The sequence below is a fragment of the Aeribacillus composti genome (assembly GCF_007827555.1).
Taxonomy (GTDB): Bacteria; Bacillota; Bacilli; order Bacillales; family Aeribacillaceae; genus Aeribacillus; species Aeribacillus composti.
In genome coordinates this window covers 132,894-156,756 of record NZ_VISS01000005.1, presented here as the reverse complement: position 1 = coordinate 156,756, position 23,863 = coordinate 132,894, and the positions used below count along the sequence as shown (strand labels likewise).

The window sequence follows — 23,863 nt, the reverse complement described above, 5'->3', positions numbered from 1 at the left end:
ATTTAGCACACTCTTTCAGAAAAGGGGAGAAGAACATCCCGAAGGAATTTGCAAAAAAGAAGGCTTTTTATGCGGAGATAAAATGATAATTTACAGTAGTATAAAGTGATCATTGGCATAAATCCGGTGATGGCAACCATTTTATTATGATCGTAAAGAGCAACTAATTGATATCCTTCCTTTTGTTTAGCTTCAAGCACCAATTCAAGAAATGATTGTATCCGCAAATGTTTCATCACTGAAAATCCTTCAAAAATTTCCTCTTTCGTTCGCAATTCTTTCAATAAAAGGGATGATTCCATAAGCTTCTCTCCTATTTCCATTTTTAGCGTTTATTTTATCAATCTATTATTAATGCCAATAACAAAGCCGCAAGCCTATTTACTAGACTTACGGCTTCGATTATTTTTTAATCTTCCAACGTCGACAAGTCACCTGTTGGCAAGTTAAGCTCCCATGCTTTCAACACGCGGCGCATAATTTTTCCGCTTCGAGTTTTCGGCAGTTTTTCGCAAAATTCTATTTCCCGTGGCGCTGCATGTGCTGCCAGCCCTTTTTTAACAAACTGGCGAATATCCTCTTTCAAATCTTCTGATGCTTCATAGCCGCTGCGCAATGCAACGAACGCTTTAATAATTTCTCCTCGAACAGGGTCCGGCTTGCCGATAACTCCAGCTTCCGCTACGGCAGGATGTTCAACAAGCTTGCTTTCTACTTCGAACGGTCCGACCCGTTCGCCGGAAGTCATAATGACGTCATCAACCCGTCCCTGAAACCAAAAATATCCATCTTCATCCATATAAGCGGAGTCTCCAGATACATACCAGTCACCGATAAAATAAGATTCATATTTTTCAGGATTATTCCAAATTGCTTGCATCATGGAAGGCCAGCCTTTTTTAATTGCTAGATTCCCCATTCGGTTTGGAGGCAATTCATTTCCATGATCGTCAATAATTGCTGCTTTTACGCCGGGGATCGGCTTGCCCATTGATCCAGGCCGGATATCCATACACGGATAGTTGCAAATAAGATGCCCGCCTGTTTCCGTCATCCACCAAGTATCATGAATGCGCTTATTAAATACTTTCATTCCCCAGCGAATAACTTCAGGATTTAAAGGTTCTCCGACACTTAAAATATGGCGCAGAGAGCTTAAATTATATTTTTTCACCAATTCGTCTCCTGCACTCATCAGCATCCGAAACGCTGTTGGAGCGCTGTACCAGACAGTGACACCGTATTTTTCGATTGTTTCATACCAATAATCAGGGCTGAATCTGCCTCCAACAATAACATTTGTAACACCTAGGAGCCACGGACCAAAAATACCGTAAACTGTTCCGGTCACCCATCCAGGGTCTGCCGTACACCAATAAATATCTTCTTCCTTCAAGTCAAGAACCCATTTTGCTGTTTGATAATGCTGAATCATCGCATTATGGACATGGAGAACGCCTTTCGGTTTTCCTGTTGATCCGGAAGTATAATGCAAAAGAAGTCCGTCTCTCCGATCCACCCATTCAATTTCCAAATCTTTGCTTGCATTTTCAAAATGAGCAAAGAAATCGATTATTTTTCCTTCTTCTTTTACATCTTCTCCAACAACCACCACATGTTTGAGCGCAGGCAATTCATCAATTGGAACTCTTGACAGCAGCTCTTTTGTTGTTACAATCACTTTTGCTTCACTATCTTCCAAACGATCCTTTACCGCGCTCTCCATAAACGCTTCAAATAAAGGACCTACAATAGCTCCTAGTTTAATTGCGCCCAAAATGACAAAATAAAGCTCTGGACTTCTAGGCATAAATACGAAAACCCGATCACCTTTTTGAAGGTCGGTATGCTGTTTTAAAACATTCGCAGCTTTATTGGAGAGCTCTTTCATCTCTTCAAACGTATACTTTTCGTCACGATTCGCATCGCGATAATAAAGTGCGACTTTATTTTTTTTGGACCCATCTGCATGACGGTCAATCGCCTCATAAGCCGCATTGATTTTCCCAGTTTTACTCCATGAAAAATTCTCCTCTACTTCTTTCCAGTCAAAGCTCGCATATGCTTCCTCATAGTTTGCTAAGTTGTAGTTCCCTTTTATTGCTGGTAGCGCTTCCACTTTCATCGAAGTACCCCCCTAAAAATTAGTATATTTGTTTATCATTATATAACTTTTTATTCCATTTCGCAATTTTGTAAAAATTTTTTACAAAACAAATCCGATTATGTTCGACAATTCCTGTATAATATGAATAGGTTATTAGATTGGTAGGCGGTGTAATGAATGGAACATAAAAAAACATATCATGCCAAAGAAATTGAAACTCCAAATGGAACGGTGATTGTCGAAGGGCCAATTCCCCCCGATAAACTGGCAGGCTATAAATTTCATGAGGATTTAACAGCTTTCCGTCCTGCACCAAGGCAGCACAAAGCGCTTGTAGAAATTGCCAAGCTTCCTGAAGGACGGATTATTATTGCCAGAAAAGACGAAACAATCATCGGGTACGTTACATTTTTATACCCTGATCCTCTAGAACGATGGTCTGAAGGAAAGATGGAAAATTTAATTGAGCTAGGAGCCATTGAAGTGATTCCAGAATTTCGCGGATGTGAAATTGGAAAAAATTTATTGATTGTTTCGATGATGGATGATGCAATGGAAGATTACATCATTATTACAACGGAATATTATTGGCATTGGGATTTAAAAGGAACTGGCTTAAATGTTTGGGAGTATAGAAAAATGATGGAAAAAATGATGAATGCAGGCGGTCTTGAATGGTATGCAACAGATGATCCAGAAATTTGCTCTCATCCTGCAAACTGTCTAATGGTTCGTATTGGAAAAAGGGTAGATAACGAATCGATTCAGAAATTCGACCAATTAAGGTTTACAAACAGATTTTTGTATTAATCGCCATGCTATTCTTGGAAAGGGGATGGATAACATGATTATTGAAAAAATCATGCAAAAAAACGTACTCACGCTTTCTCCGGATCACTCGATCCAAGATGCTTTAAACTTAATTAAAAAAGCTAGAATCAAGCATATTCCGATCATCAGCGAAGAGAATACCCTTATTGGCATTATATCAGACAGAGATATTCGCGATGCTGCTCCCTCTATATTAAGTAAAAATGAAAAATTGGATGCGCTTTTAAACAAGCCAGTTAAAAACATTATGAAAACCGATGTCATAACCGGACACCCTCTTGATTTTGTTGAAGATGCTGCTACGATTTTTTATGAGCATAAAATCAGCTGCCTCCCCATTACTACAAATGGAAAGCTTGTCGGAATTATTACCAAAACAGATGTTTTGAATACGTTTGTAAAGTTGACTGGAGCCCATCAGCCCAGCTCCCGCATTGAAGTAAGAGTTCCCAATATAACCGGAATGCTTTCAGAAGTCGCAACAGTATTTCATAAAGGAAAAGTAAACATTTCCAGCGTTTTTGTGTATCCGGAAGAAAACGAAAAATTCAAAACACTAGTTTTTCGGGTGCAGACGATGAATCCAATGGGGCTTATTACTGAGCTTGAGAAAAAAGGTTATACCGTTGTATGGCCTCATATGTTGGGGGAATAACATGAAAGACAGCGTGTTTATTTATTCCCCTTTATTTTTAAATTATAAATTTAGTAATAAGCACCCATTCAACCAGCTGCGAGTAGAATTAACAGTTGATTTGCTAAAAAAATTGAAAGCGCTTGAAGATGATGAAATAGTTGAACCAAGATTTGCAACAGATGAGGAGCTGGAGCTTATTCATGATGCCGGCTATATTCGTGCAGTAAAACAGGCAGGGGAAGGAAAGCTGTCTGAGCATGAAGCTTTAAACTACGGACTTGGTACGGAAGATACACCTATTTTTCAAAACATGCATCAGGCCAGTTCTCTTATTGTTGGCGCGACATTAACAGCAGTTGATCATGTCATGATGGAAAAATCGAAGCATGCCTTAAATTTAGGCGGAGGTCTTCATCACGGCTTCAGGGGGAAAGCGTCTGGATTTTGTATATATAATGACAGCGCAGTGGCGATTAAATATATTATCGAAAAATATGGGGCAAGAGTGCTGTACATTGACACGGATGCGCATCACGGAGATGGTGTTCAATGGTCGTTTTACGATGAGCCAAACGTTTGCACACTATCTATTCATGAAACTGGGCGATATTTATTTCCTGGGACAGGAACAGTTCATGAGCGGGGACAAGGTTCTGGATACGGTTTTGCCTTTAATATTCCGTTAGATGCATTTACCGAAGATGAATCATGGCTAAAAGTTTACAAAGAGGCCGTTACAGAAGTTGCAGAGTACTTTAAGCCTGATGTCATCGTCACTCAAAACGGAGCTGATGCCCACTATTTTGATCCACTAACTCATCTTCACGCCAGCATCAATATTTACCGGGAAATCCCGAAGCTTGCACATGAAATTGCCCACAGCTACTGCGATGGAAAATGGATAGCTGTCGGCGGAGGAGGCTACGATATTTGGCGGGTTGTTCCAAGAGCTTGGTCGCTCATTTGGCTGGAGATGAAAAATTTAAGCTGCAAAGCACAAGGGGCTCTTCCGAAAGAATGGCTGGAAAAATGGCAGGAGAAATCTCCCGTTGAATTAATCCCAACATGGGAAGATCCCGATCCGTTATATCAACCGATTCCAAGGAAAAAAGAAATTGAAGAAAAAAACAATCACACTCTTGAATTGGCTCTGCAATTCATCCGGCAGCAAAGGGAATATAATGCAAAAAAAAATGTTAACGGCCAAACTTTTTAAAAAAGCTTGGCCGTTTTTTCTCCAGCTTAAAAAGATTATGATTTTGTCGATTGCCGAATTTCAATACGATGCGGGAGTTCAACAATATGATTATCTACTTCCTCTTTGTTCATCAATTTTGTTAACAGGCGCATCGCAACCGCACCGATATCGTAAGACGGTTGGACAACGGTTGTTAATCGCGGACGAACCATAGTCGCCAAACGAGTATTGTCAAAGCCGACGACATCAAAATCTTTCGGAATTTCATAGCCTTTATCTTGAGCGGCATGAATCACGCCCAATGCCATTTCGTCCGTTCCAACAAAGATTGCAGTCGGTTTTGGCGACAGCTCCAACACTTTGTCAAATGCTTCAATCCCGGATTCGTAGGAATAATCTCCTTCTACTACAAATTGTTCATCGTATTGGAGCCCTGCCTCTTCAAGTGCACGTATGTATCCTTTAAGCTTTTTCACTTTATTCACAGGCTCTTCCATCGGCCCGGATACATAGGCAATATGTTTGTGTCCTTTATCGATTAAAAACTTAACCGCATCATAGGCTGCCTGTTCATAATTGATATTAACAGAAGGCAGTTCATTGTTCTCATCAAAAGTTGATGCAAGCACAATAGGAACCGGTGAACGTTTAAATTCTTCCACATGCTCCTCTGTAATATTGCCGCTCATAAATACAATTCCATCCACTTGTTTCCCTAAAAGGGTGTTAAGCAAATGCAATTCTTTTTCTTTATTTTGGTCAGAATTGCTTAAAATAATATTATATTTATACATCGTTGCGATGTCTTCAATCCCGCGAGCCAATTCTGAATAAAATGTGCTTGATACATCCGGTATAACAACACCTACAGTCGTCGTCTTTTTGCTAGCCAGCCCTCTTGCGACCGCATTTGGCCGATAGCCGAGACGCTCAATCGCTTCCAATACTTTCTTTCTAGTTGTCGGCTTTACATTCGGGTTGCCGTTTACAACTCGTGAAACTGTCGCCATCGAAACGTTCGCTTCACGTGCAACATCATATATCGTCACATTATTCATGATCAACACTCCTCATCTAAATGATCTATATCAAATAAATAACAGTCTCTTCCGTATAACTCTTATCATACGATACAAAGCATTCGTCCGCAATGTGCTTGGCGTGTTTTCTTATATTTTTACCTTTTTCGTTAAAAAAATATGTTCATTAAAGTATATCCTTCATTAAATAATGTAAACGATCTACGCAAAAAAAGGAACCTTAAAAGGCTCCTTTTTTAAAAAATAGACGATATTCAATTAGGCATTTACTTTCGCTAATGGTCTTAATTCAGAAATAAACTGATTGAATTGCTCAATATTCATTTGCTGCGCAGAATCTGACAAAGCTACTTCCGGATCCGGATGAACTTCAGCCATAATACCGTCTGCCCCAATAGCAAGAGCAGCTTTTGCAGCAGGAATTAGAAGGTCTTTCCGGCCTGTTGAATGAGTGACATCAACTAATACAGGCAAATGTGTTTCCTGTTTTAAAATCGGAACTGCTGTAATGTCCAGCGTGTTTCTTGTAGCGCGTTCATACGTGCGAATTCCGCGTTCACAAAGAATGATTTGATCGTTACCTCGAGAAATAATGTATTCCGCAGCATTCATAAATTCTGATAACGTTGCAGAAAGACCGCGTTTTAACAATACAGGCTTGCGAACAGATCCTGCTGCTTTTAACAATTCAAAGTTTTGCATGTTCCGTGCCCCGATTTGGATGACATCGATGTAATCAAGGGCCACATCAATATCTTGAGGCGACACAATTTCACTAATAACTGCCATATCAAACTCATCAGCAATTCTTTTTAAAATTTTTAAGCCTTCAATGCCTAAACCTTGGAAATCATATGGTGATGTTCTAGGTTTAAATGCACCGCCTCTTAGCAGCTTCAAGCCTTGTTTCTTCGCTGCTTCCGCAACAGCAGCTACTTGCTCATAGCTTTCTACCGCACAAGGACCGACAACAAAGTATTGGCTGCCATCCCCGATTTTTTCGCCTTTGACGTCAACGATTGTATTCTCTTTCTTTTTCTTTCTTGATACTAACAATGCTTTTCGATGATCGTCCTCTTGAAGCTCTAATGCCGCTTTAAATATTTCCTTAAAAATATGCTGTAAAGTGGAATCTTCAAATGGACCATTATTATGTTCTTTTATTAAATCGAGCATTTTTCGTTCACGGACAGGATCATATCGGTTAACTCCTTGCGCTTCTTTCGCTTTCCCAATTTCTTGAACAAGCTTGCCTCGCTCGTTAATTAATTTTAAAATTTGCAAATTGATTTCATCAACCCGTTCCCTAAGCGCTTCTAATTCTGTATTGCTCATTTTTTCCACCCTTTCACATCCGTCAAAATTTTAAGCATTTGATTTTAATTAGGGTTTATTATAAACCATATTCCTTGAAATGTCACTAAAAATTTCTTTATCGATTAAACGCTTTTAAGCGGTAAAGTGTTTATTTTTTTCAAAATATTTTCTTCAGTTCTTCACAAGTCATTTCCCAATGATCATCATGCCAGATAAAATTATTATACAATATTTGGGGGATTTATGTTTCATTTATATTATGTTTCAGTTATGGAATCGGACAATTCTTGTACATGTAAACTAAATGATTAGGGCTTTGGCAATCAGCAGCAAAAGCTTAAAATTCTTGAAAACCTTGCCGGCTGATGGACTTGTAACACTGTTTGAAAAATATTCCCCATGAAAATTTTCACGCTCTTTTCCTCTATTCGCTGCCTATTTTCCTGTAAACGAAAATCATCGGCTTGTTTGCCGATGATGATTGTCTTGCCAAACCTATGACTTTGTTTCTTTATTGTTTTCGCTTTGAAGCTCTTCATCTGAGGCTTGTGAAGTGTCAGTCAAATTTTCTGTTTTCTGACTTTGTTCGTCGTCAAGCTCGGTGTCAGCGGAATCTGAAGGATTTTCTTTTTCAGAAATTTCATTTTCATTGCTTCGTTCCTTTATTTTTTTTACCAAGCCCTCAGACTGCTCTTGGATTTTCTGTTGAATATTTTGTGATTTTTCTTTTGCCAAGCTGATAAACTGTACTCCTTTTTCATATGCTTCGCTTGTAATTTTTGATGTTTTTTCCTTCACTTTTCCCGCCTGATCATTAAAATTTTCGCGAAGCTCTTTTCCTGACTTTGGCGTAAGCAATAATGCGGAAGCTGCCCCAACAACAGCGCCTATAATAGAACCTATTATAAACCCTTTTTTATTCGTGCTTTTTTTTGACATGTTTGCGCCTCCTGTTTTTTAAGTAAAATTAATTAATCAGTTTGCTTCTTTGATCGTTTTCTCTGCTTTACTTTATCAATCAATTCCATCACAGCATTTGTCCACTGAATGGCTTGAGCAACTTTTTCTTCATTTTTTTCCAATTGTCCAGTTACACTCGCTGAAACTTTTTTCATAGACCGATTAAATTGTTGAATGGATGTTCCAATCTCTTTTACGGCATCCACCACTGAGTTGACCTTCTCAGATTTTTTCTGAATGTCTTCCGCCAATTGGTTTGTTTTATGAAGCAAATCTGTTGTTTCTTTTGTAATGCCCTCCACCTGCTTTTCAAGGCCCGCAAGCGTCCCGGCTACTTGATCGAGTGTAATGCGCAGAGATTTTAATGTTTTGGCTAAATAAACAACTAACACTGTAAAAGCTACGGCTATTAGCGCAATGCTTGCATATAATATGAATTCCAACTGCTGCACCTCCAAGTAAAACCAATAATACAATTCCCTAATTTTTCGGAATGCAAACATAAAATCTGCAATCATTTATCTATTCGACATTTTGTCAATTGAATCCTTTCGATCATGTCAAAAATAGAACAAGTTTTAAATCCAATCAGGAAACGCTACAATATTATTGTATAACGAAAAAAAAGGAGGCCGGCAAGTTGAAAGATCCAAGAATCGAAAAATTGGCAAAAATTTTAATTCATTATTCATGCCAACTGCAAAAAGGCGAAAAAGTGCTTATTGAAAACTTTGGTCTTGAGAAGGAGCTTGTGATTGCTCTCATCCGCGAGGCTTACAAAGCTGGCGGGCATCCGTTTGTTTCCATTAAAGATCATCAAATAAACCGAGCTTTATTGCTTGGAGGACAAGAAGAACAATTCGAAATGATGGCTGATTTCGAAGCAAATGTCATGAAAGAAATGGACGCATACATAGGCCTCAGATCAGGCAAAAACATTAATGAATTTGCTGACGTTCCAGAAGAAAAAATGAAGCTGGAAGGCAGAACAATCGGGCAAAAGGTGCATCGTGAAATCCGCGTTCCGAAAACAAAATGGGTGGTTCTCAGATACCCGAATGAATCCATGGCACAGCTTGCAAAAATGAGCACAGAAGCGTTTGAAGACTTTTATTTTAATGTCTGCACTCTTGATTACGAAAAAATGGATAAAGCGATGGATGCGCTTGTTGAACTGATGAACAAAACTGACAAAGTACATATTAAAGGTCCTGGCACTGATTTGACTTTTTCAATCAAAGATATTCCTGCGATTAAATGTGCAGGACGCATGAATATTCCTGACGGTGAAGTATTTACAGCGCCTGTTAAAAATTCTGTGAACGGTACCATTACGTTTAATACGCCTTCTCCGTACCAAGGATTTACATTTGAAAATGTTCGGTTAACATTTAAAGACGGAAAAATCATTGATGCGTCAGCTAATGATACAAAACGATTAAACAGCATTTTGGATACAGATGAAGGAGCAAGATATATCGGTGAATTCGCCATCGGTGTCAATCCATACATCCTTCACCCGATGCAGGACATTCTGTTTGACGAAAAAATCGCTGGAAGCTTCCACTTTACGCCAGGGCAATGCTACGATGAAGCGTATAATGGCAACCATTCCAATATCCACTGGGATTTGGTCGTCATTCAGCGTCCGGAATATGGAGGCGGAGAAATTTATTTTGACGACGTATTGATCCGAAAAGACGGACTGTTTGTCATTCCGGAATTGGAGCAGCTAAATCCTGAGAATTTAAAATAGTGCATTCTTCGCTATAAAAACAAAACGACTGTAACATTTTTTGTTACAGTCGTTTTGTTTTAAACACACAGCTTTTCATAGGCATCTTGATATTTTTGAATATCTCCTGCACCCATGAATAAAATAACGCTGCTTTCATGCTTTTTCAAAACTTTAATGTTCGTCTCATCGATTAACTCTGAATGTTCAATTTGCGCCTGCAAATCTTTTATCGTGAGGTTCCCTATGTTTTCACGGGCAGAGCCAAAAATTTCGCATAAGTATACTTTGTCGGCGCTTTTTAAACTATCCGCAAACTCATTAAGAAATGACTGTGTTCTTGAAAAGGTATGAGGCTGAAAAACAGCAACAATTTCCCGGTCAGGATATTTTTGCCGCGCAGCTTCAATTGTTGCTTTTATTTCCGTAGGATGATGGGCGTAATCGTCAATCAGCACTTGTCCTCCGAAATTTTTGGCGCTGAATCTTCTTTTTACGCCTTTAAACGTTTTGACGCGCTCCTGAATAACATCAATTCCAATATTTTCGTATTGGCATAACGTAATAACCGCCAGCGCATTTAGAACGTTGTGATCCCCGAATGCAGGAATTTCAAACGTGCCGTAAAACGTATTCCGAATATATACATCAAATACAGTTCCCGTTGTGCTTTTCACCACATTTCTCGCTTGAAAATCGTTTTCCTCATGAAAACCGTAATATAATACCGGAACTTTCGCTTGTATTTCCTGTAAACGCTCATCATCTCCGCAAGCGATAATTCCTTTTTTCACTTGTAAAGCCATTTGCTGAAAGGCTGAAAAAACATCATCCAGATCACGATAATAATCAGGGTGGTCAAAATCAATGTTCGTCATAATCGCATAATCCGGATGATAGGATAGAAAATGGCGCCGGTATTCACATGCTTCAAAGACAAAATATTTGCTGTTTTGAACTCCTTTTCCCGTTCCGTCTCCAATCAAGTATGAGGTAGGAAAAGCACCTTGCATAACATGAGACAGTAAACCGGTTGTAGATGTTTTACCGTGCACGCCAGTTACCGCTATGCTTGTGAATTTGTTCATCAATTCCCCTAAAAATTTGTGATAGCGGTAAACCGGCAATTGAAGTCTCTTTGCTTCTTCAATCTCCTCGTGTGTATCTGGAAAAGCATTACCAGCTATTACAGTTAAACCAGGGTGAATGTTATTTTTCGAAAAAGGAAATATTTGAATTCCCCGTTCCTCCAAGCCTTTTTGTGTAAAAATATATTTTTCAATATCAGATCCTTGTACATTTTCATTCATATCATGAAGGATTTGAGCTAAAGCACTCATCCCTGTTCCTTTTATGCCAACAAAATGATAAGCAGTCATATAAGAACCTCCAACAATCGTCTATCTGTAAAATAATATATGACGAATGACTAGTTTTGCAACTATAATATTTATTTCCTGCAAGCTTCATAACGCAATATTGTATACTTTTAGTGTTTCCTAATTGAAAGCAACGTATATCGTTTTAAATCGGCATTGCCAAAATCAGCCCAACATTTTAATAATATCATGTTCAGTACATCTCAACTACTCTCTTTTATTGTTTTCAATTGTTCTTCTGACACTAGCACGTCTCGCGGCTTGCTTCCTTTCGGCGGGGAAATGATCCCCTGCTCCTCCATTAAATCAATCAATCTGGCCGCTCTATTATAACCGATTCGAAAACGGCGTTGAAGGCTTGAAGCCGAAGCATGCCCCTGCTCTACAACAAACTCGCAGGCTTCATAAAAAAGATCATCTTCTTCTGCTTGGAAATTTGTTTTCGCAAGCAATTCCTCTTGTTTAAACAAATAATTGGGCGCCATCTGGTTTTTTACATGGTGAACGACGCGATCAATTTCATCATCAGAAACAAAAGTTCCTTGAACTCTTACCGGTTTTGCAGAACCGTTTTCTAAAAACAGCATGTCTCCTCTTCCTAGGAGTCTTTCTGCACCGGAAGTATCAAGAATCGTTCTTGAATCTATTTGCGATGATACGGAAAATGCTATTCTTGTAGGAATATTCGCCTTTATTAAACCGGTTATAACATCAACAGACGGTCTTTGTGTGGCAATTAATAAATGGATGCCGCAAGCTCTCGCTTTTTGGGCAATCCGGCAAATCGCCTCCTCCACATCGTTCGGCGAAACCATCATTAAATCAGCGAGCTCGTCAATCACAATCACGATGTACGGCAATCGTTTCTCCTTTTCCTTGTCGCCGACTCGTTCATTAAATTTCTCGATATCTCGAACGCCTACATGGGCAAATAATTCATACCTTCTTTCCATTTCATCTACCGCCCATTTCAGTGCAGCAGTAGCTGCTTTTACATCCGTAATAACAGGGCTGACGAGATGAGGTATGCGGTTATACGGCGCAAGCTCCACCATTTTTGGATCAATGAGGAGCATTTTCACATCATTTGGAGTTGCTTTATAGAGCAGGCTGACTAAAATCGTATTGATACAAACGCTTTTTCCTGACCCTGTAGCTCCCGCAATCAAACCATGCGGCATTTTTTTCAAATCCGTCACAATCGGCTCCCCTGAAATGCTGAGGCCCAGAGCAACCGTTAACGGAGAGCGGTTGGCTTGAAAAGCTTTCGACCGTAAAATCTCTCTTAAAAAAACCGTTTTGCTTTTCCGGTTTGGCACTTCAATCCCGATTGTGTTTTTCCCCGGTATCGGAGCCTCAATCCGGATGTCTTTTGCAGACAAGCTTAATTTAATATCGTCTATCAAGTTAGTTATCTTGCTCACTTTTACGCCGGGTTCAGGGTGAACCTCAAACCTCGTGACGGAAGGTCCTTGTGACACATTGACCACTTTTGCATTGACATGAAAATTTTGCAGCGTAAGATCGAGCAAATTCTTTTGCTTTTCTATCCACTGATCATCCGCTTCTTCCTCAAACGGCTGAACGTTCAGGAGGGTGAGCGGCGGAAACAAATAATTTTGCCGTTTTTCCTTTAATTCAAGCTTTCGTTTATCTTGTCCAAACATAATGACATTATATGGAATAATTGTCTTTTCGTTTTGATTTGATGAAAGCTTTCCTCTGGAAACAGGCTTTCGTCTGTCATCGGACTTTTTCTCTAAATGCTTTGGATCCGCTTCCTGTTTTAGGCTCGTCTCCTGTTTTGGACCTTCCTCCTGATTTAGATCTGTTCCTTGTTTTAGATCTGTCTCCTGTTTTAGATTCGTCCCCTGCTTTAGAACTGTCTCTTGTTTTAGATCCGTCTCCTGTTTTAGACCTGTCCACTGTTTTAGATTCGTCTCTTGCTTTGATCCCGTCTCCTGGTTTAGATCCGTCCACTGTTTTAGATTCGTTTCTTGCTTTGATTCCATCTCCTGGTTTAGATCCGTCCACTGTTTTAGATTCGTCTCTTGCTTTGAATCAATCTCCAGCTTTGAAGCCTCGACCGATTGAGCTTCCTCAGCTTCTCGCTGTTTATCCTCCGAAGGCGGTGCTGTTATTTCAAAATATGAATCCTCAGCTTCGTGATCTTGTGTTTTTGATATTTCTTTTTCATAATCGTTTTCATATTCTATCATTTCATTTATTTCTATTTCTTCTGCTGCAGCAAACTCCCTTTGCACTTCTTTTTGTTTTTCCAGATCATTGATGAAAATATCATGTACGTCTATGTCCGTCTGTTGCTGATATTGCTCTTCAATTTTTTTGAAAAATAAATCATCTCTATTCCTTGGTCCAAATCCAAAAATCGGTGAAGGGATTTCCGTTGGCTGAAAAGATTTTCTTTCCTTTTGTGCGCCTTGTGCACTATTCAGTCGAGACTGCTTGCGTTCAGAAGATGTTTTTGCTTTTGATTTTGCCGCATCCGCTGGGCGTCTCGTTTCTCGCAATGTTTCATCATCGGATATTAGCGGAAACCGAAAGTTTCCTTTCGGATATTGATATGTAACTCTAGCTTGCATCTCTAATCTATCGTCAGTTAATGATTGATCTTTTATTTTTTCAGTAGAATTGTTTTTTTCTATCTTTCTTTCATATTCTTCTTCCTGATTATCGAAAAACAACCGCAACAGTTTTGACAACCAGCTCATCTATGATCACTCTTTCATTCATACTAATCTCATCCTATATTTTATCAATAAAAATACTTTTTGGAAGTTTAAAAAGCAATGACAAACATTAATATTATATTGCTAAAATCACAGATTTAAAAATAAATAAGACTCCCTGTATAAACAAGGAGTTTATTCTTTATTTTTTATATTTTCAATATACATAATTCGTTCAATCAGAGGCGGATGATCGTAACGTAAAACTTTCACTATTTTTGGCGGATTTATTTCGCTGCGGCTAAATTTCGCCAAATGTTGAAATGTTTTTACAGCCGCTTCCTCGTTTTTTGTCATTTCAATTGCATATAAATCCGCCTGTTTCTCTTGATACCTTGATACTATGCCGGATATAGGGCTTGAAGCGAACGATAACATCCCCAGCAGCAAAAGAAATAGAGGAAGCGACGACAATTCACGTATAGATTGAATGTTCAGCCTTTTTCCCCATCGATTTGTACAAAAAATCATTAACTGATGAATGATATATAAACCTGCCAAGGAAAGAAGCAAATACCCGGCTATTCCGATATAGATGTGCTTCATCACATAATGTCCCATCTCATGAGCCATAATGAATAATATTTCATCTTCGCTTAATTTATTTAACGTCGTATCCCACAAAACGATTCTCGAATTTGATCCTATTCCTGTCACATAGGCGTTCAACGCATTTGTTTTGGTGGACATATCCACTTCATACACATGCTCCGCGGGAATATCTGCTTTGGAAGCTAGCTGTAAAATTTCTTCCTCCAGCTTTTTATTTTTCAACGGGTAAAAATCGTTGTACAGCGGATCAATGATTACCGGCTGAATAAACATTATAAACAATGTGAATGGTATCGATGCAAACCATGCCCAAAGCCACCAGCGCTTTTCAAATTTTCGAATAATGATGTATAGAAACGTGACGACAACCGCCATTAAAACATAATTAACAAGAAAATCGGTCACTTCATCCTTCAGCCACGAGTTCAACGTCTGGGTCGAGATTTGAAAATCCTTTGACAGTTTGTAGTTCAGCCAGCTGACAGGTAATGTTAGTAAAGTGACAAGCAATGACAGCCAAAAATAGTATAAAGCTGTTTGGACTATAAAGAAACGGGATGCTGTTTCCGCCCATTGCTGAAATGTTTTTGAAATCCCAAAGCTTAGCACAATAAAAAAGATGATCCACTCTAACGGAATGGATATGAAAAATACCAAATTTTTTAATCGTGAATAATTTTCTGACAGCTGCAGCTCCTCTGCCGTTAAAAACGTTTTCGGATCGGCAGCAGTACCTTCAATTCCCTTCGGCAGCTCATAACCCGTCCAGAAGAATAAATAGAAGTATAAAACCAAACCGTAAACTGCATATAATAAAATGATCGTTAGAAGACTCTTTTTCAAGCCGAATACCCCCTTGAGCTTAACTCCCTCCTTTAGTAGTTTAGATAAAAAAACATCGTAATAGAACTGCTTTTCCAAAATATTTAGAAAAAGAAGCTGTAAAAAGATAAAACGGCAATTGAACACATAACTACAAAAAAGACGTTGGCTCCGAAATAAGCAGCAATGAACGCTGTAAATGCACCGACTGCTCCAAACAGGAAATCCTCGTGAATAAAAAAGACCGAGGGCACGATCAATGCACCTAATGTTGCATATGGTACATTTTTTAATACATTTTGCCAAAACGGAGGGAGATGTAATTGACTGAAGATAACAAAAGGAAGCATTCGCGGTATGTATGTCACAACGCCCATTCCGATAATCAACCAAAATATTTGGCTATTCATCTTGCTGCACCTCTAATTTTCTAAAGATACATTCCACAACAACGGAGGAAAATAAGGACGACAATGCAATAGACCAGCCTATAGACAGCCGTCCGGTCGTCAATAAAACGGAATTTATCACTGCAGATAATAAAGCTAGTACGATAATTTTCCGATGTTTTTTTAATGAAGGAACCAATAAGCCGATGAATAGGGCATATAGAGCAATTCCCATGCTTTCCTGTAAGAAAGCGGGCAAATTTTCTCCAACTATATGACCGATTCCAGAATTGATCACCCAGCTGCTATATGCCATCAAGCATAGTCCAAACATATATGGTGCTGTGACCATTTCCTGTCTGACAGCCGCAACTGCATATGTTTCATCTGTTACACCAAAGCCGTACAGAGCTTTTATCCATATGGAGTCTTTCTCCACTTTCTCATTTAATGATGCTGACATAAGGAAATGGCGGATGTTTACAATGAAAGTTGTCATAATAATTTCCCAAGCACCAACATGCGCAGCAATTAGGCTTAATGACATATATTGAGCCGCTCCTGCAAAAACGATTGCGCTCATCATCACCGTTTCCGCAATCGAAAGTCCCGTTCTTTCAGCAAGAAGGCCGAAAGCGATGGCAACGGGGAAATAGCCGATGGCAATGCTGATTCCTGCTTGAATGCCTTGGATTAATTCCGATTTATATTTTGCCAATGCTGTCGAATGCAATCGGAATCACCTCCATTTCTAGTTTTCCGGATAATAAATGATCACATAATATTTAACTTTTTGATCCGTTATATTTTTATAATCATGCTTTTTGTCCGCTGCAAATCGGATCGCTTCCCCTTCGCGAACAACATAAGAACATCCATCAATTACAATTTCTAAAGCTCCCTTTTGAATGATCAAAATTTCTTGCACCCCGTGCGCATGTTCATCCGATTGATGGACATGTCTAGGCTCTAAATGTGCTTCAAACACCTCAAACGGCTTGCCGATTTCAAACGTAAACATCGGGTATACTTTATACTTTTCATCATCATCAGATATAGCCGGTATGTTTGATAAAGATATTTTTTGAACGCTTGGCGCCTCCTCCTTCATCAAAGCGGAAAATGATACATGAAGTCCGTTCGCTATTTTCCACAGCGTGGAGACAGTCGGATTCGCTTCCCCTCTTTCAATTTGTGCCAGAATCGCTTTGGAAACGCCTGTCTTTTCAGACACCTTGTCAAGGCTTAGCTCCATCCTTTTTCGGATTTTACAAAAATTTTCCCCAATAATTTGCTGAATCGGCTTCATGTTTTCCTCCTTTTTTATGTTTTGTTTATTATTTCATACATTTGTTTTATATATTGAACAAAATTGCATTTAAAAACCTCTCCCCTGAATGGAAAGAGGTAAATATCAGCTTAAGAGCACCCGGTCAGATACTGCATTTTGAATTTTGGCAAATTCGTCCATTAATTTCGGAATGGTCAGTTTTACTTTTTCTTCAGCAGATGCCTCAAAAATGATTTTTCCACGATTCATCATCAGCAATCTGTTTCCTAGATCAATCGCCTGCTGCATATTATGTGTAATCATAATCGTTGTTAAATTATATTCTTCAATAAATTTTTTCGTAAGCGACAGGACGACCTCTGCGCGTGCGGGATCTAATGCGGCTGTATGCTCATCAAGCAATAATATTTTCGGTTTCGTAAATGTTGCCATCAAAAGCGACAACGCCTGTCTTTCCCCGCCTGACAGCAATCCTACTTTCGCATTTAAACGGTTTTCTAATCCAAGCCCTAAAAGCGACAGCTGCTCCTTAAAATAATTTTTCCGCTTATTCGTTACACCTCTGGCCAAAGTTCGTTTATGAACACGGCCGTAAGCGATCGCCAAATTTTCTTCAATGGTCAACGTCGGCGATGTGCCTGACAACGGATTTTGAAACACTCTGCCGATATATTTTGATCGTTTATGCTCAGGAAGTGTTGTTATATTTACGCCGTCAAGCCAGACTTCCCCCTCATCGGGAAACAGCTTTCCAGCTATGATGTTCAGCAAAGTCGATTTCCCTGCGCCGTTGCTGCCAATAATCGTAATAAAATCGCCTTTTTCGACCTCTAAATGAATTCCATCTAAGGCGATTTTTTCATCCAATGACCCTTCGTTAAACACTTTATGAATGTGTTTTAGCTGAAGCAACTTGTTCACCCCGCTTTCTTGCCAATTTTCTTTTTTTCTCACGCCGTTTTTCAAAATATCGCGGGATGATTAACGCCAAAATGACGATACAAGCTGTAATTAATTTTATATCGCCTGTTTCAAAAAAGTTAAATCTAAATGCAAAGGCGACTATGAAACGATAAATGACAGCACCGATTATAACAGCTAAGGTAGCCCGAACAATCGTCTTGCTACCGACAATTGCCTCTCCAATAATAACGGAAGCAAGCCCGATCACAATCATTCCAATTCCCATATTGGCATCGCTGAAGCCATTATATTGGGCGACAAGCGCACCTGACAAAGCAACCAAACCATTTGACAATCCTAATCCTAATACTTTAAGAAAGTTTGTATTCGCCGAAAAACTTTTAATCATTTCTTCGTTATCTCCGACAGCTCTTATAGCAAGTCCGATTTCCGTTTTTAAGAAGTAATCAAGGATGAGCTTTAAAAAAGCGACCAATAACACCATTGAAATGATGACTGACCATGTGGTCGGGGAAAAAGAAATGACGCTCTTAACGGCTTGATCGATCGGTGCCAGCGCATCGGCCAGCTTTGAGAAAAGCGTTTCCTCCTGTAAAAGCGAAACATTCGATTTTCCCATAATTCGCAAATTAATGGAATAAAGAGCGATCATCATTAATATACCGGATAACAACGGATTAATTTTCCCATACGAATGCAAAATTCCCGTTAAGATCCCAGCTAGAAAGCCGACAATCATTCCGGCAATCGTCGCCATAACAGGATGAGCTCCGTCTATGATCATGACGGCTGCGACGGCAGCTCCAGTAACGAAGCTACCGTCAACCGTTAAATCTGGAAAATCTAATATTCTAAAAGATAAATAGACTCCGAGAGCCATTATTGCGTAAATAAGTCCCGCCTCAAGTGAGCCATATACTGCTGTCAGCATGTAAACACCCTTCCAAATTACTCAATAAACTCTGCTTCTTTGCTCCACTCGTCTAAAATCTTAACGTTCATCTCAGCTGCTGCTTTTTTATTAATGAGAAGCTTTAAGTTTTGCGGATATTGAACAGGCAGTTCAGACGGCTTTTTCCCTTCTGTTAAAATTTTTGCAGCCATTTCTCCTGCTTCATAGCCAATGTCATAATATTCAAACCCGTACGCAGCAAAACCGCCTTTTTTGACTGAATCTAATTCACCGACAAACAGCGGGATATCGTTTTCATTTGCAACGGAAATGACCGAATCAAGCGCAGAAACAACGGTATTGTCAGTGATAATGTAAAAACAATCGACTTTGCCGACAAGAGATTCAGCAGCTTGTTTCACTTCAGCTGAAGTAGAAACAGAAGCTTCGACAATTTTCAAATCCGTTCCTTCTGTCGCTTTTTTAACAAGGTCAATTTGCGCAACAGAGTTTTGTTCGCCTGAATTATAGATCATTCCTATTCTTTTGCCGTCTAAATATTGATCAATAAATTTCACCGTTTTCGGTATGGCATCAGGATGGGTATCAGTTGTTCCTGTTACATTCCCTCCTGGATTTTCCATCTCTTTCACAAGCCCGGCGCCGACAGGATCTGTTACGGATGTAAATACAATTGGAATATCCTTTGTAGCATTTGCTGCAGCAAGTGCACTAGGCGTTGCATTCGCAAAAATTAAATCGACGTTATCTCCGACGAAGTTATTCGCAATCGTTTGGGTATTCGATTGATCCCCTTGAGCGTTTTGAATATCATAATCTACATTTAACCCTTTATCTTTAATTGCTTGTTGAAATCCCTTCAATGCCTCATCCAGCGACGGGTGCGCTACAAATTGAGTGATACCAATTTTAAATGTTTCTTTCTTTCCTTCTTCACTATTGCTTTCGCTGCTGGACCCTTTGCTGCTTCCACAACCTGACAGCACGAGGAGCGCCATCAAAAAAATTCCTCCGATTGCTCCTATCCTAGTTTTCAAAATTTTCTTCCCCCTTTTTTACTTTTATGCTTTAAATTATAACAATATATTTTTGATTTTCAATTATTTTCTGACGAATTTTCCAAAAAAATAAGGATGCCAACATACTGCATCCTTACAGAAAATGGAACACTATTCTATCAAAATGAAGTTTGCAAGTAGCTTTAAGTTTATGAAATGTTCGGCAAAAGGCTGTCCCATAATTTTGCTAATATAATTTCTCTTTAATCAATATGTAACGACAACCCTGTTTTAGCCAGCTTGATCGATCCATTAAAAATCGTTTTAGCTTCTTCTATCAATTCTTCATGATTGCCTTTATGAGGCAAATGAGTCAGCAAAAGCTCTTTTACATTTGCTTCCTTAGCAATTGTCGCAGCTTCGTGGGAATTCATATGCCCAAACTTTTTGCCGTCTTCATTCGCATACATATTGCATTCGCATATAAGCAAGTCCGCATTTTGGCTGAATGGAATGAATTCATTTTTAAAGCTTGAATCTGCCGTGTATACAACCGTTTTATGTCCTGAAGTAAATCTCATGGCAAAACAGTCAACAGGATGATCTGTTTTTAAAAATGTAATCGTAAACGGACCGATCGAAATCGATTGATCAGGATCGTATGAAATTCCTTTTGTCACACTCAAATGTGTGAGTCTGTCAAATTCTTTTGTATCAAGGCTATGTCCGTAAATGGGCAAAATTTTGTTTGATTTTTGCAGCATGCCGGTAATTTGTCTTGCATATTGCAGCGGTCCAATATCTGCAATATGATCATGATGATAATGAGAAAGGATCACAGCATCTAAATCTGAAAGTGATACAAAATTTTGCAGTTGTGATAATACAGCACTTCCGCAATCAACTAACAGGTTAAACCCCTTTTCCTGAAATAAATAGCCTGATGTAGCCTCATTCGCTTCTGGATAGCCTCCCCAGAACCCTACAACTGTTACTTTCATCACCCTAATCCTCCTCAATAAGAAAAAATGTTTTAAAACAGTATTGACATTTTTCATTCTGTTATAATACAATGTTAATAACAACAGCACGGGGGGATAAAAAATGTTAGGACAAAAAATCACTGAATTTTTTAGAAACTTGCCAAGAAAAAAATGTATTGAATGCGGAAAAGAAATTGAAGAACAGCACGAATGCTACGGGAACAAATGCAATCATTGCTTACATGTAAAATAAATTTATTCAGGCAATTCTAAAAAGAATTGCCTGAATATTTTTTCTCTTCTCTTAACCTGTACTAATACACATTGTAATTGGCTAGCTTTGAAGAATCCCTTACAATTAATGTAAGAGGCAAAAGATGCACCTCTCTCTCTTTATACCGTCTCGTTTTTATTTTTTCCATCATCACTTCCATTGCTAAATGACCCATTTCTTTCACCGGCTGATTAACCGTCGTAATCATAGGCTCCATCAGTTCAGTTATAGCCTGATTGTCAAACCCGACGACCGCTAATTCTTCCGGGACACGGACGCCAAGTCTCTTTGACTCAGAAATCATCCCGGCTGCCACTTCATCAGAACCTGTGAAGACTGCCGTTGGAGCTTCAACCATCTCCATCATTTTCCTCAAGACATTTTTTCCGTCTTCAAATGTAAATACATTTCGGAAAATATATTGCTCAGGAAGGTACAATCCGGCTTCACGAAGTGCTTTTCGAAAACCTTCTTCCCTAGCTCTCGAAACATTACTGTTTACATTTCCGCAGCAAAAAGCAATTTTATTGTATCCTTGATCGATTAAATGCTTAGTTGCAACATACCCTCCGTAGTTTTGATCCATATGAATCATCGGGACATTTGCCTGTTCATCGAATTCGTTGCATAAAATAATCGGACCGTATTCTAAAAACGGCTCAACAGCCTCCCAGCCATTTAGCAATGTCGTCATAATCACTCCATCTACTTGTTTCGTTTTTAACAAGTTTAAATAGTCTAATTCTTTTTTTGCTGAATATAACGTTTGACAAACAATCAATTGATAATGGTATTGAGACGCAACGATTTCCAGCGATTCAACAAATTGTCCAAAAAACGGGTTCATAACCCTAGGAATAATGACAGCAATAATTTCAGTTTTTTGATTTCTTAAACTTCTAGCTGAAGAATTAGGTACATACCCTAATTGCTTCATTGCTTCTAGCACTAATTGTTTTTTTTCCTCCGATACGTAAGGCTGATTATTTATCACCCTTGAAACTGTCGTTTTCGATAAACCAGCCAGTTTTGCCACATCTTCAATTGTAGCCACTTTCATTCCTCCAAAAAATTTGGGATCCCTTGATTTTCTTTTGATTATAGATCAATGGTCAACAGATGTGCAATGAATTTTTTTATATCTTTCCAGATCGCTTTTTCTAAAAAAACAGAAATGCTAACTTGTTCAACAAATATATATTTTCTTCAATTTGAATTGTCGGACTTTAAACAATGGGAACCAACCAAGGCGTTTTAAAGATCAGAAGTCGGAAGCGCCAAAACTTGCTAAAATGGATGCCTCCTCTGAAAAAATAAGAGACAAGCCTGCCTTTTAAGCTTGTCCCAAATGTAAAAATTGAAGAACATCTTTCACCGCTTTTTTACCTTGATCAATGCAGTCCGGGATCCCCAATCCTTCAAAAGAAGCACCCGTTAAATATATTCCGGGGTATTTTTGTCCCATAATACTTTTTATATTTCTTATGTTGTCAAGGTGTCCGACAATGTATTGTGGCATTGCTTTCCTCAATCTTGTAACAATAGAAAAAATCGGTTCTCCTTTTACCGGCATCAATCGATTTAAGTCATCCAAAACGGTTTGAATGATCACATCATCCGGCTGGTCAACAACCGCTTCATCTCCTGCTTTTCCAACATACGCTCTTAGCAGCGTTTTGCCCTTCGGAGCAGTATGCGGCCATTTTTTGTTGGTCCATGTACAAGCAGTAATCGTATAGCCGCTGTTTCTCGAAACAACAAACCCCGTTCCATCTGCGGGCAGCTGAACAGCTTCTTCCGGAAAAGCCATTGCAACGGTTGCAACAGATGTTGAAGGCATTTTTTTGAAATAAGCGAGTGTTTGCTGCTCATTCGGAAACATAGATGGAATAGCATCATGCTGAGCGGTAATGACTATCGCATCCGCCTTGTCAACAGTTCCGTCAGATAATTCCAAATGGTAGAGATCATCTTCCTTTTTAATCTCCGAAACTTTTATTCCTTTTTTCACTACCGTATGATCCAATTGGCGTTCTATAGCTTCAACAATCGATTGCAAACCAGTTGAAACGGTTTGAAAAATCCCTTTATGTTGCTCCTGTTGTTGTTTTTGTTTAGACTTTTGCGCCTGCTTGGCCATTCCTAAAATTAAACTGCGATGCTTTTGTTCAATTTCATAAAAGTGCGGAAAGATTGCTAATAAACTTAAATTATAAATATCTCCTGCATAAATCCCGGAAAGAAGCGGTTCAATCAAATTTTCAACCACTTCGCTGCCGAGCCTGCGGCCAAAAAATCCGCCTAATGACTGATCTCCGTCCACTTTTTTCTTCGGCAGGAAAAGGTCAAACGAAGCCCGCAGCTTGCCAGTTAACGAAAACAAACCGGAGGTGGCGAAAGAAGCAATATTTGTTGGCACGCCCATAACCGCTCCTTTTGGGATTGGATGGAGCTTGTCGCCAACAAGGACAAAAGATTGCCCCACGTCATTGTTCACCAAATAATCTCCAAGCCCTACGTCCTTTGCAAGCTGCGTAGCGCTTTTTTTTCGCTCCAAAAAGGAATCCGGACCTCTTTCAATGATAAATCCGTCCCTTTTTATCGTTTCTATTTTTCCTCCTAATCGCGGCTTCGCTTCAATCAGCACAACATCTATTGGAAGATGATTTTTTTTAATTTCTGACTGCAAGTAGAACGCAACTGAAAGCCCAGTTATTCCCCCGCCAACAATTGCTACTTTTTTTCTTCCCATAAAATCTCCTT

Annotated in this window: 23 protein-coding genes; 5 read left to right on the top strand and 18 right to left on the bottom strand. The window is 39.1% G+C overall.

The genetic code is table 11. From position 1 onward, the window contains the following. Nucleotides 1-2: 2 nt before the first annotated feature. Both FB379_RS04525 and acsA read right to left on the bottom strand, forming a co-directional pair. Nucleotides 3-302: a hypothetical protein gene (locus FB379_RS04525; protein ID WP_242009284.1), complete on the bottom strand. Its 300-nt coding sequence runs from the start codon at nt 300-302 to the stop codon at nt 3-5. A 107-nt stretch (nt 303-409) separates the two neighbouring features. Further along, on the bottom strand, nt 410-2,125 hold the full coding sequence (acsA, locus tag FB379_RS04520; protein WP_144597134.1) for an acetate--CoA ligase: 1,716 nt from the start codon (nt 2,123-2,125) through the stop codon (nt 410-412). Between the two features lie 159 nt (nt 2,126-2,284). Between acsA and FB379_RS04515 the strand changes: the two genes are divergently transcribed. From FB379_RS04515 to FB379_RS04505, 3 genes are read left to right on the top strand one after another with little or no spacing between them, the layout of a single operon-like run. After that, on the top strand, nt 2,285-2,917 hold the full coding sequence (locus FB379_RS04515; protein ID WP_066248879.1) for a GNAT family N-acetyltransferase: 633 nt from the start codon (nt 2,285-2,287) through the stop codon (nt 2,915-2,917). A 34-nt stretch (nt 2,918-2,951) separates the two neighbouring features. Then, on the top strand, nt 2,952-3,593 hold the full coding sequence (locus FB379_RS04510; RefSeq protein WP_144597132.1) for an acetoin utilization AcuB family protein: 642 nt from the start codon (nt 2,952-2,954) through the stop codon (nt 3,591-3,593). A gap of 1 nt (nt 3,594) precedes the next feature. Next, entirely contained in the window at nt 3,595-4,791 is a 1,197-nt protein-coding gene (locus FB379_RS04505; RefSeq protein ID WP_063387338.1) for an acetoin utilization protein AcuC, read from the top strand. Between the two features lie 35 nt (nt 4,792-4,826). Here FB379_RS04505 and ccpA read toward each other — a convergent pair whose 3' ends face one another. The 4 genes from ccpA to FB379_RS04485 all read right to left on the bottom strand — a co-directional run bounded on the left by ccpA (nt 4,827) and on the right by FB379_RS04485 (nt 8,533). Then, nucleotides 4,827-5,831, bottom strand: a complete 1,005-nt coding sequence (ccpA, locus tag FB379_RS04500; RefSeq protein WP_144597130.1) for a catabolite control protein A — start codon at nt 5,829-5,831, stop codon at nt 4,827-4,829. A 240-nt stretch (nt 5,832-6,071) separates the two neighbouring features. After that, nucleotides 6,072-7,148 carry a bifunctional 3-deoxy-7-phosphoheptulonate synthase/chorismate mutase gene (locus FB379_RS04495; RefSeq protein ID WP_063387336.1) on the bottom strand — a complete coding sequence of 359 codons (1,077 nt, stop codon included), beginning with the start codon at nt 7,146-7,148 and terminating at the stop codon, nt 6,072-6,074. Nucleotides 7,149-7,625: 477 nt separating this feature from the next. Beyond that, nucleotides 7,626-8,069, bottom strand: a complete 444-nt coding sequence (locus FB379_RS04490; RefSeq protein WP_063387335.1) for a YtxH domain-containing protein — start codon at nt 8,067-8,069, stop codon at nt 7,626-7,628. 32 nt (nt 8,070-8,101) lie between these two features. After that, on the bottom strand, nt 8,102-8,533 hold the full coding sequence (locus FB379_RS04485) for a DUF948 domain-containing protein (RefSeq protein WP_063387334.1): 432 nt from the start codon (nt 8,531-8,533) through the stop codon (nt 8,102-8,104). A gap of 197 nt (nt 8,534-8,730) precedes the next feature. Between FB379_RS04485 and FB379_RS04480 the strand changes: the two genes are divergently transcribed. Next, a complete protein-coding gene (locus FB379_RS04480) occupies nt 8,731-9,846 on the top strand; it encodes an aminopeptidase (protein ID WP_066248885.1) in 1,116 nt (371 codons plus the stop codon). Between the two features lie 59 nt (nt 9,847-9,905). Here the strand turns inward: FB379_RS04480 and murC are convergent, their stop codons facing one another. The 10 genes from murC to FB379_RS04430 all read right to left on the bottom strand — a co-directional run bounded on the left by murC (nt 9,906) and on the right by FB379_RS04430 (nt 20,844). After that, nucleotides 9,906-11,204, bottom strand: a complete 1,299-nt coding sequence (murC, locus tag FB379_RS04475; protein ID WP_063387332.1) for a UDP-N-acetylmuramate--L-alanine ligase — start codon at nt 11,202-11,204, stop codon at nt 9,906-9,908. A gap of 203 nt (nt 11,205-11,407) precedes the next feature. Beyond that, nucleotides 11,408-13,936 (bottom strand): DNA translocase FtsK, encoded by a 2,529-nt coding sequence (locus FB379_RS04470; RefSeq protein ID WP_144597128.1) that lies wholly within the window; start codon nt 13,934-13,936, stop codon nt 11,408-11,410. A 153-nt stretch (nt 13,937-14,089) separates the two neighbouring features. Further along, nucleotides 14,090-15,349 (bottom strand): M48 family metallopeptidase, encoded by a 1,260-nt coding sequence (locus FB379_RS04465; protein ID WP_144597126.1) that lies wholly within the window; start codon nt 15,347-15,349, stop codon nt 14,090-14,092. Nucleotides 15,350-15,432: 83 nt separating this feature from the next. Continuing rightward, nucleotides 15,433-15,738: an AzlD domain-containing protein gene (locus FB379_RS04460; RefSeq protein ID WP_066248892.1), complete on the bottom strand. Its 306-nt coding sequence runs from the start codon at nt 15,736-15,738 to the stop codon at nt 15,433-15,435. Beyond that, on the bottom strand, nt 15,731-16,450 hold the full coding sequence (locus FB379_RS04455; RefSeq protein WP_144597124.1) for an AzlC family ABC transporter permease: 720 nt from the start codon (nt 16,448-16,450) through the stop codon (nt 15,731-15,733). The genes FB379_RS04460 and FB379_RS04455 overlap by 8 nt, the downstream gene beginning before the upstream one ends. Nucleotides 16,451-16,468: 18 nt before the next feature. Further along, nucleotides 16,469-17,026, bottom strand: a complete 558-nt coding sequence (locus tag FB379_RS04450; protein WP_144597122.1) for a helix-turn-helix domain-containing protein — start codon at nt 17,024-17,026, stop codon at nt 16,469-16,471. Nucleotides 17,027-17,131: 105 nt separating this feature from the next. Continuing rightward, nucleotides 17,132-17,920, bottom strand: a complete 789-nt coding sequence (locus FB379_RS04445; protein WP_144597120.1) for an ABC transporter ATP-binding protein — start codon at nt 17,918-17,920, stop codon at nt 17,132-17,134. Continuing rightward, a complete protein-coding gene (locus FB379_RS04440; RefSeq protein ID WP_094244634.1) occupies nt 17,895-18,863 on the bottom strand; it encodes an ABC transporter permease in 969 nt (322 codons plus the stop codon). Before FB379_RS04440 ends, FB379_RS04445 begins: the two co-directional genes overlap by 26 nt. Nucleotides 18,864-18,880: 17 nt before the next feature. Then, a complete protein-coding gene (locus tag FB379_RS04435) occupies nt 18,881-19,843 on the bottom strand; it encodes an ABC transporter substrate-binding protein (RefSeq protein ID WP_063387481.1) in 963 nt (320 codons plus the stop codon). 263 nt (nt 19,844-20,106) lie between these two features. Then, nucleotides 20,107-20,844, bottom strand: coding sequence for an MBL fold metallo-hydrolase (locus FB379_RS04430; RefSeq protein WP_066248904.1), 738 nt, complete (start codon nt 20,842-20,844; stop codon nt 20,107-20,109). Nucleotides 20,845-20,947: 103 nt separating this feature from the next. Between FB379_RS04430 and yhfH the strand changes: the two genes are divergently transcribed. After that, on the top strand, nt 20,948-21,079 hold the full coding sequence (gene yhfH / locus FB379_RS04425) for a protein YhfH (RefSeq protein ID WP_065095529.1): 132 nt from the start codon (nt 20,948-20,950) through the stop codon (nt 21,077-21,079). Nucleotides 21,080-21,140: 61 nt separating this feature from the next. Here the strand turns inward: yhfH and FB379_RS04420 are convergent, their stop codons facing one another. Together FB379_RS04420 and hemY are read right to left on the bottom strand one after the other, a co-directional pair. Next, on the bottom strand, nt 21,141-22,154 hold the full coding sequence (locus FB379_RS04420) for a LacI family DNA-binding transcriptional regulator (protein ID WP_063387323.1): 1,014 nt from the start codon (nt 22,152-22,154) through the stop codon (nt 21,141-21,143). 279 nt (nt 22,155-22,433) lie between these two features. Then, complete coding sequence (hemY, locus tag FB379_RS04415) at nt 22,434-23,852, bottom strand: protoporphyrinogen oxidase (protein WP_144597118.1); 1,419 nt, start codon at nt 23,850-23,852, stop codon at nt 22,434-22,436. Nucleotides 23,853-23,863: the final 11 nt, after the last annotated feature.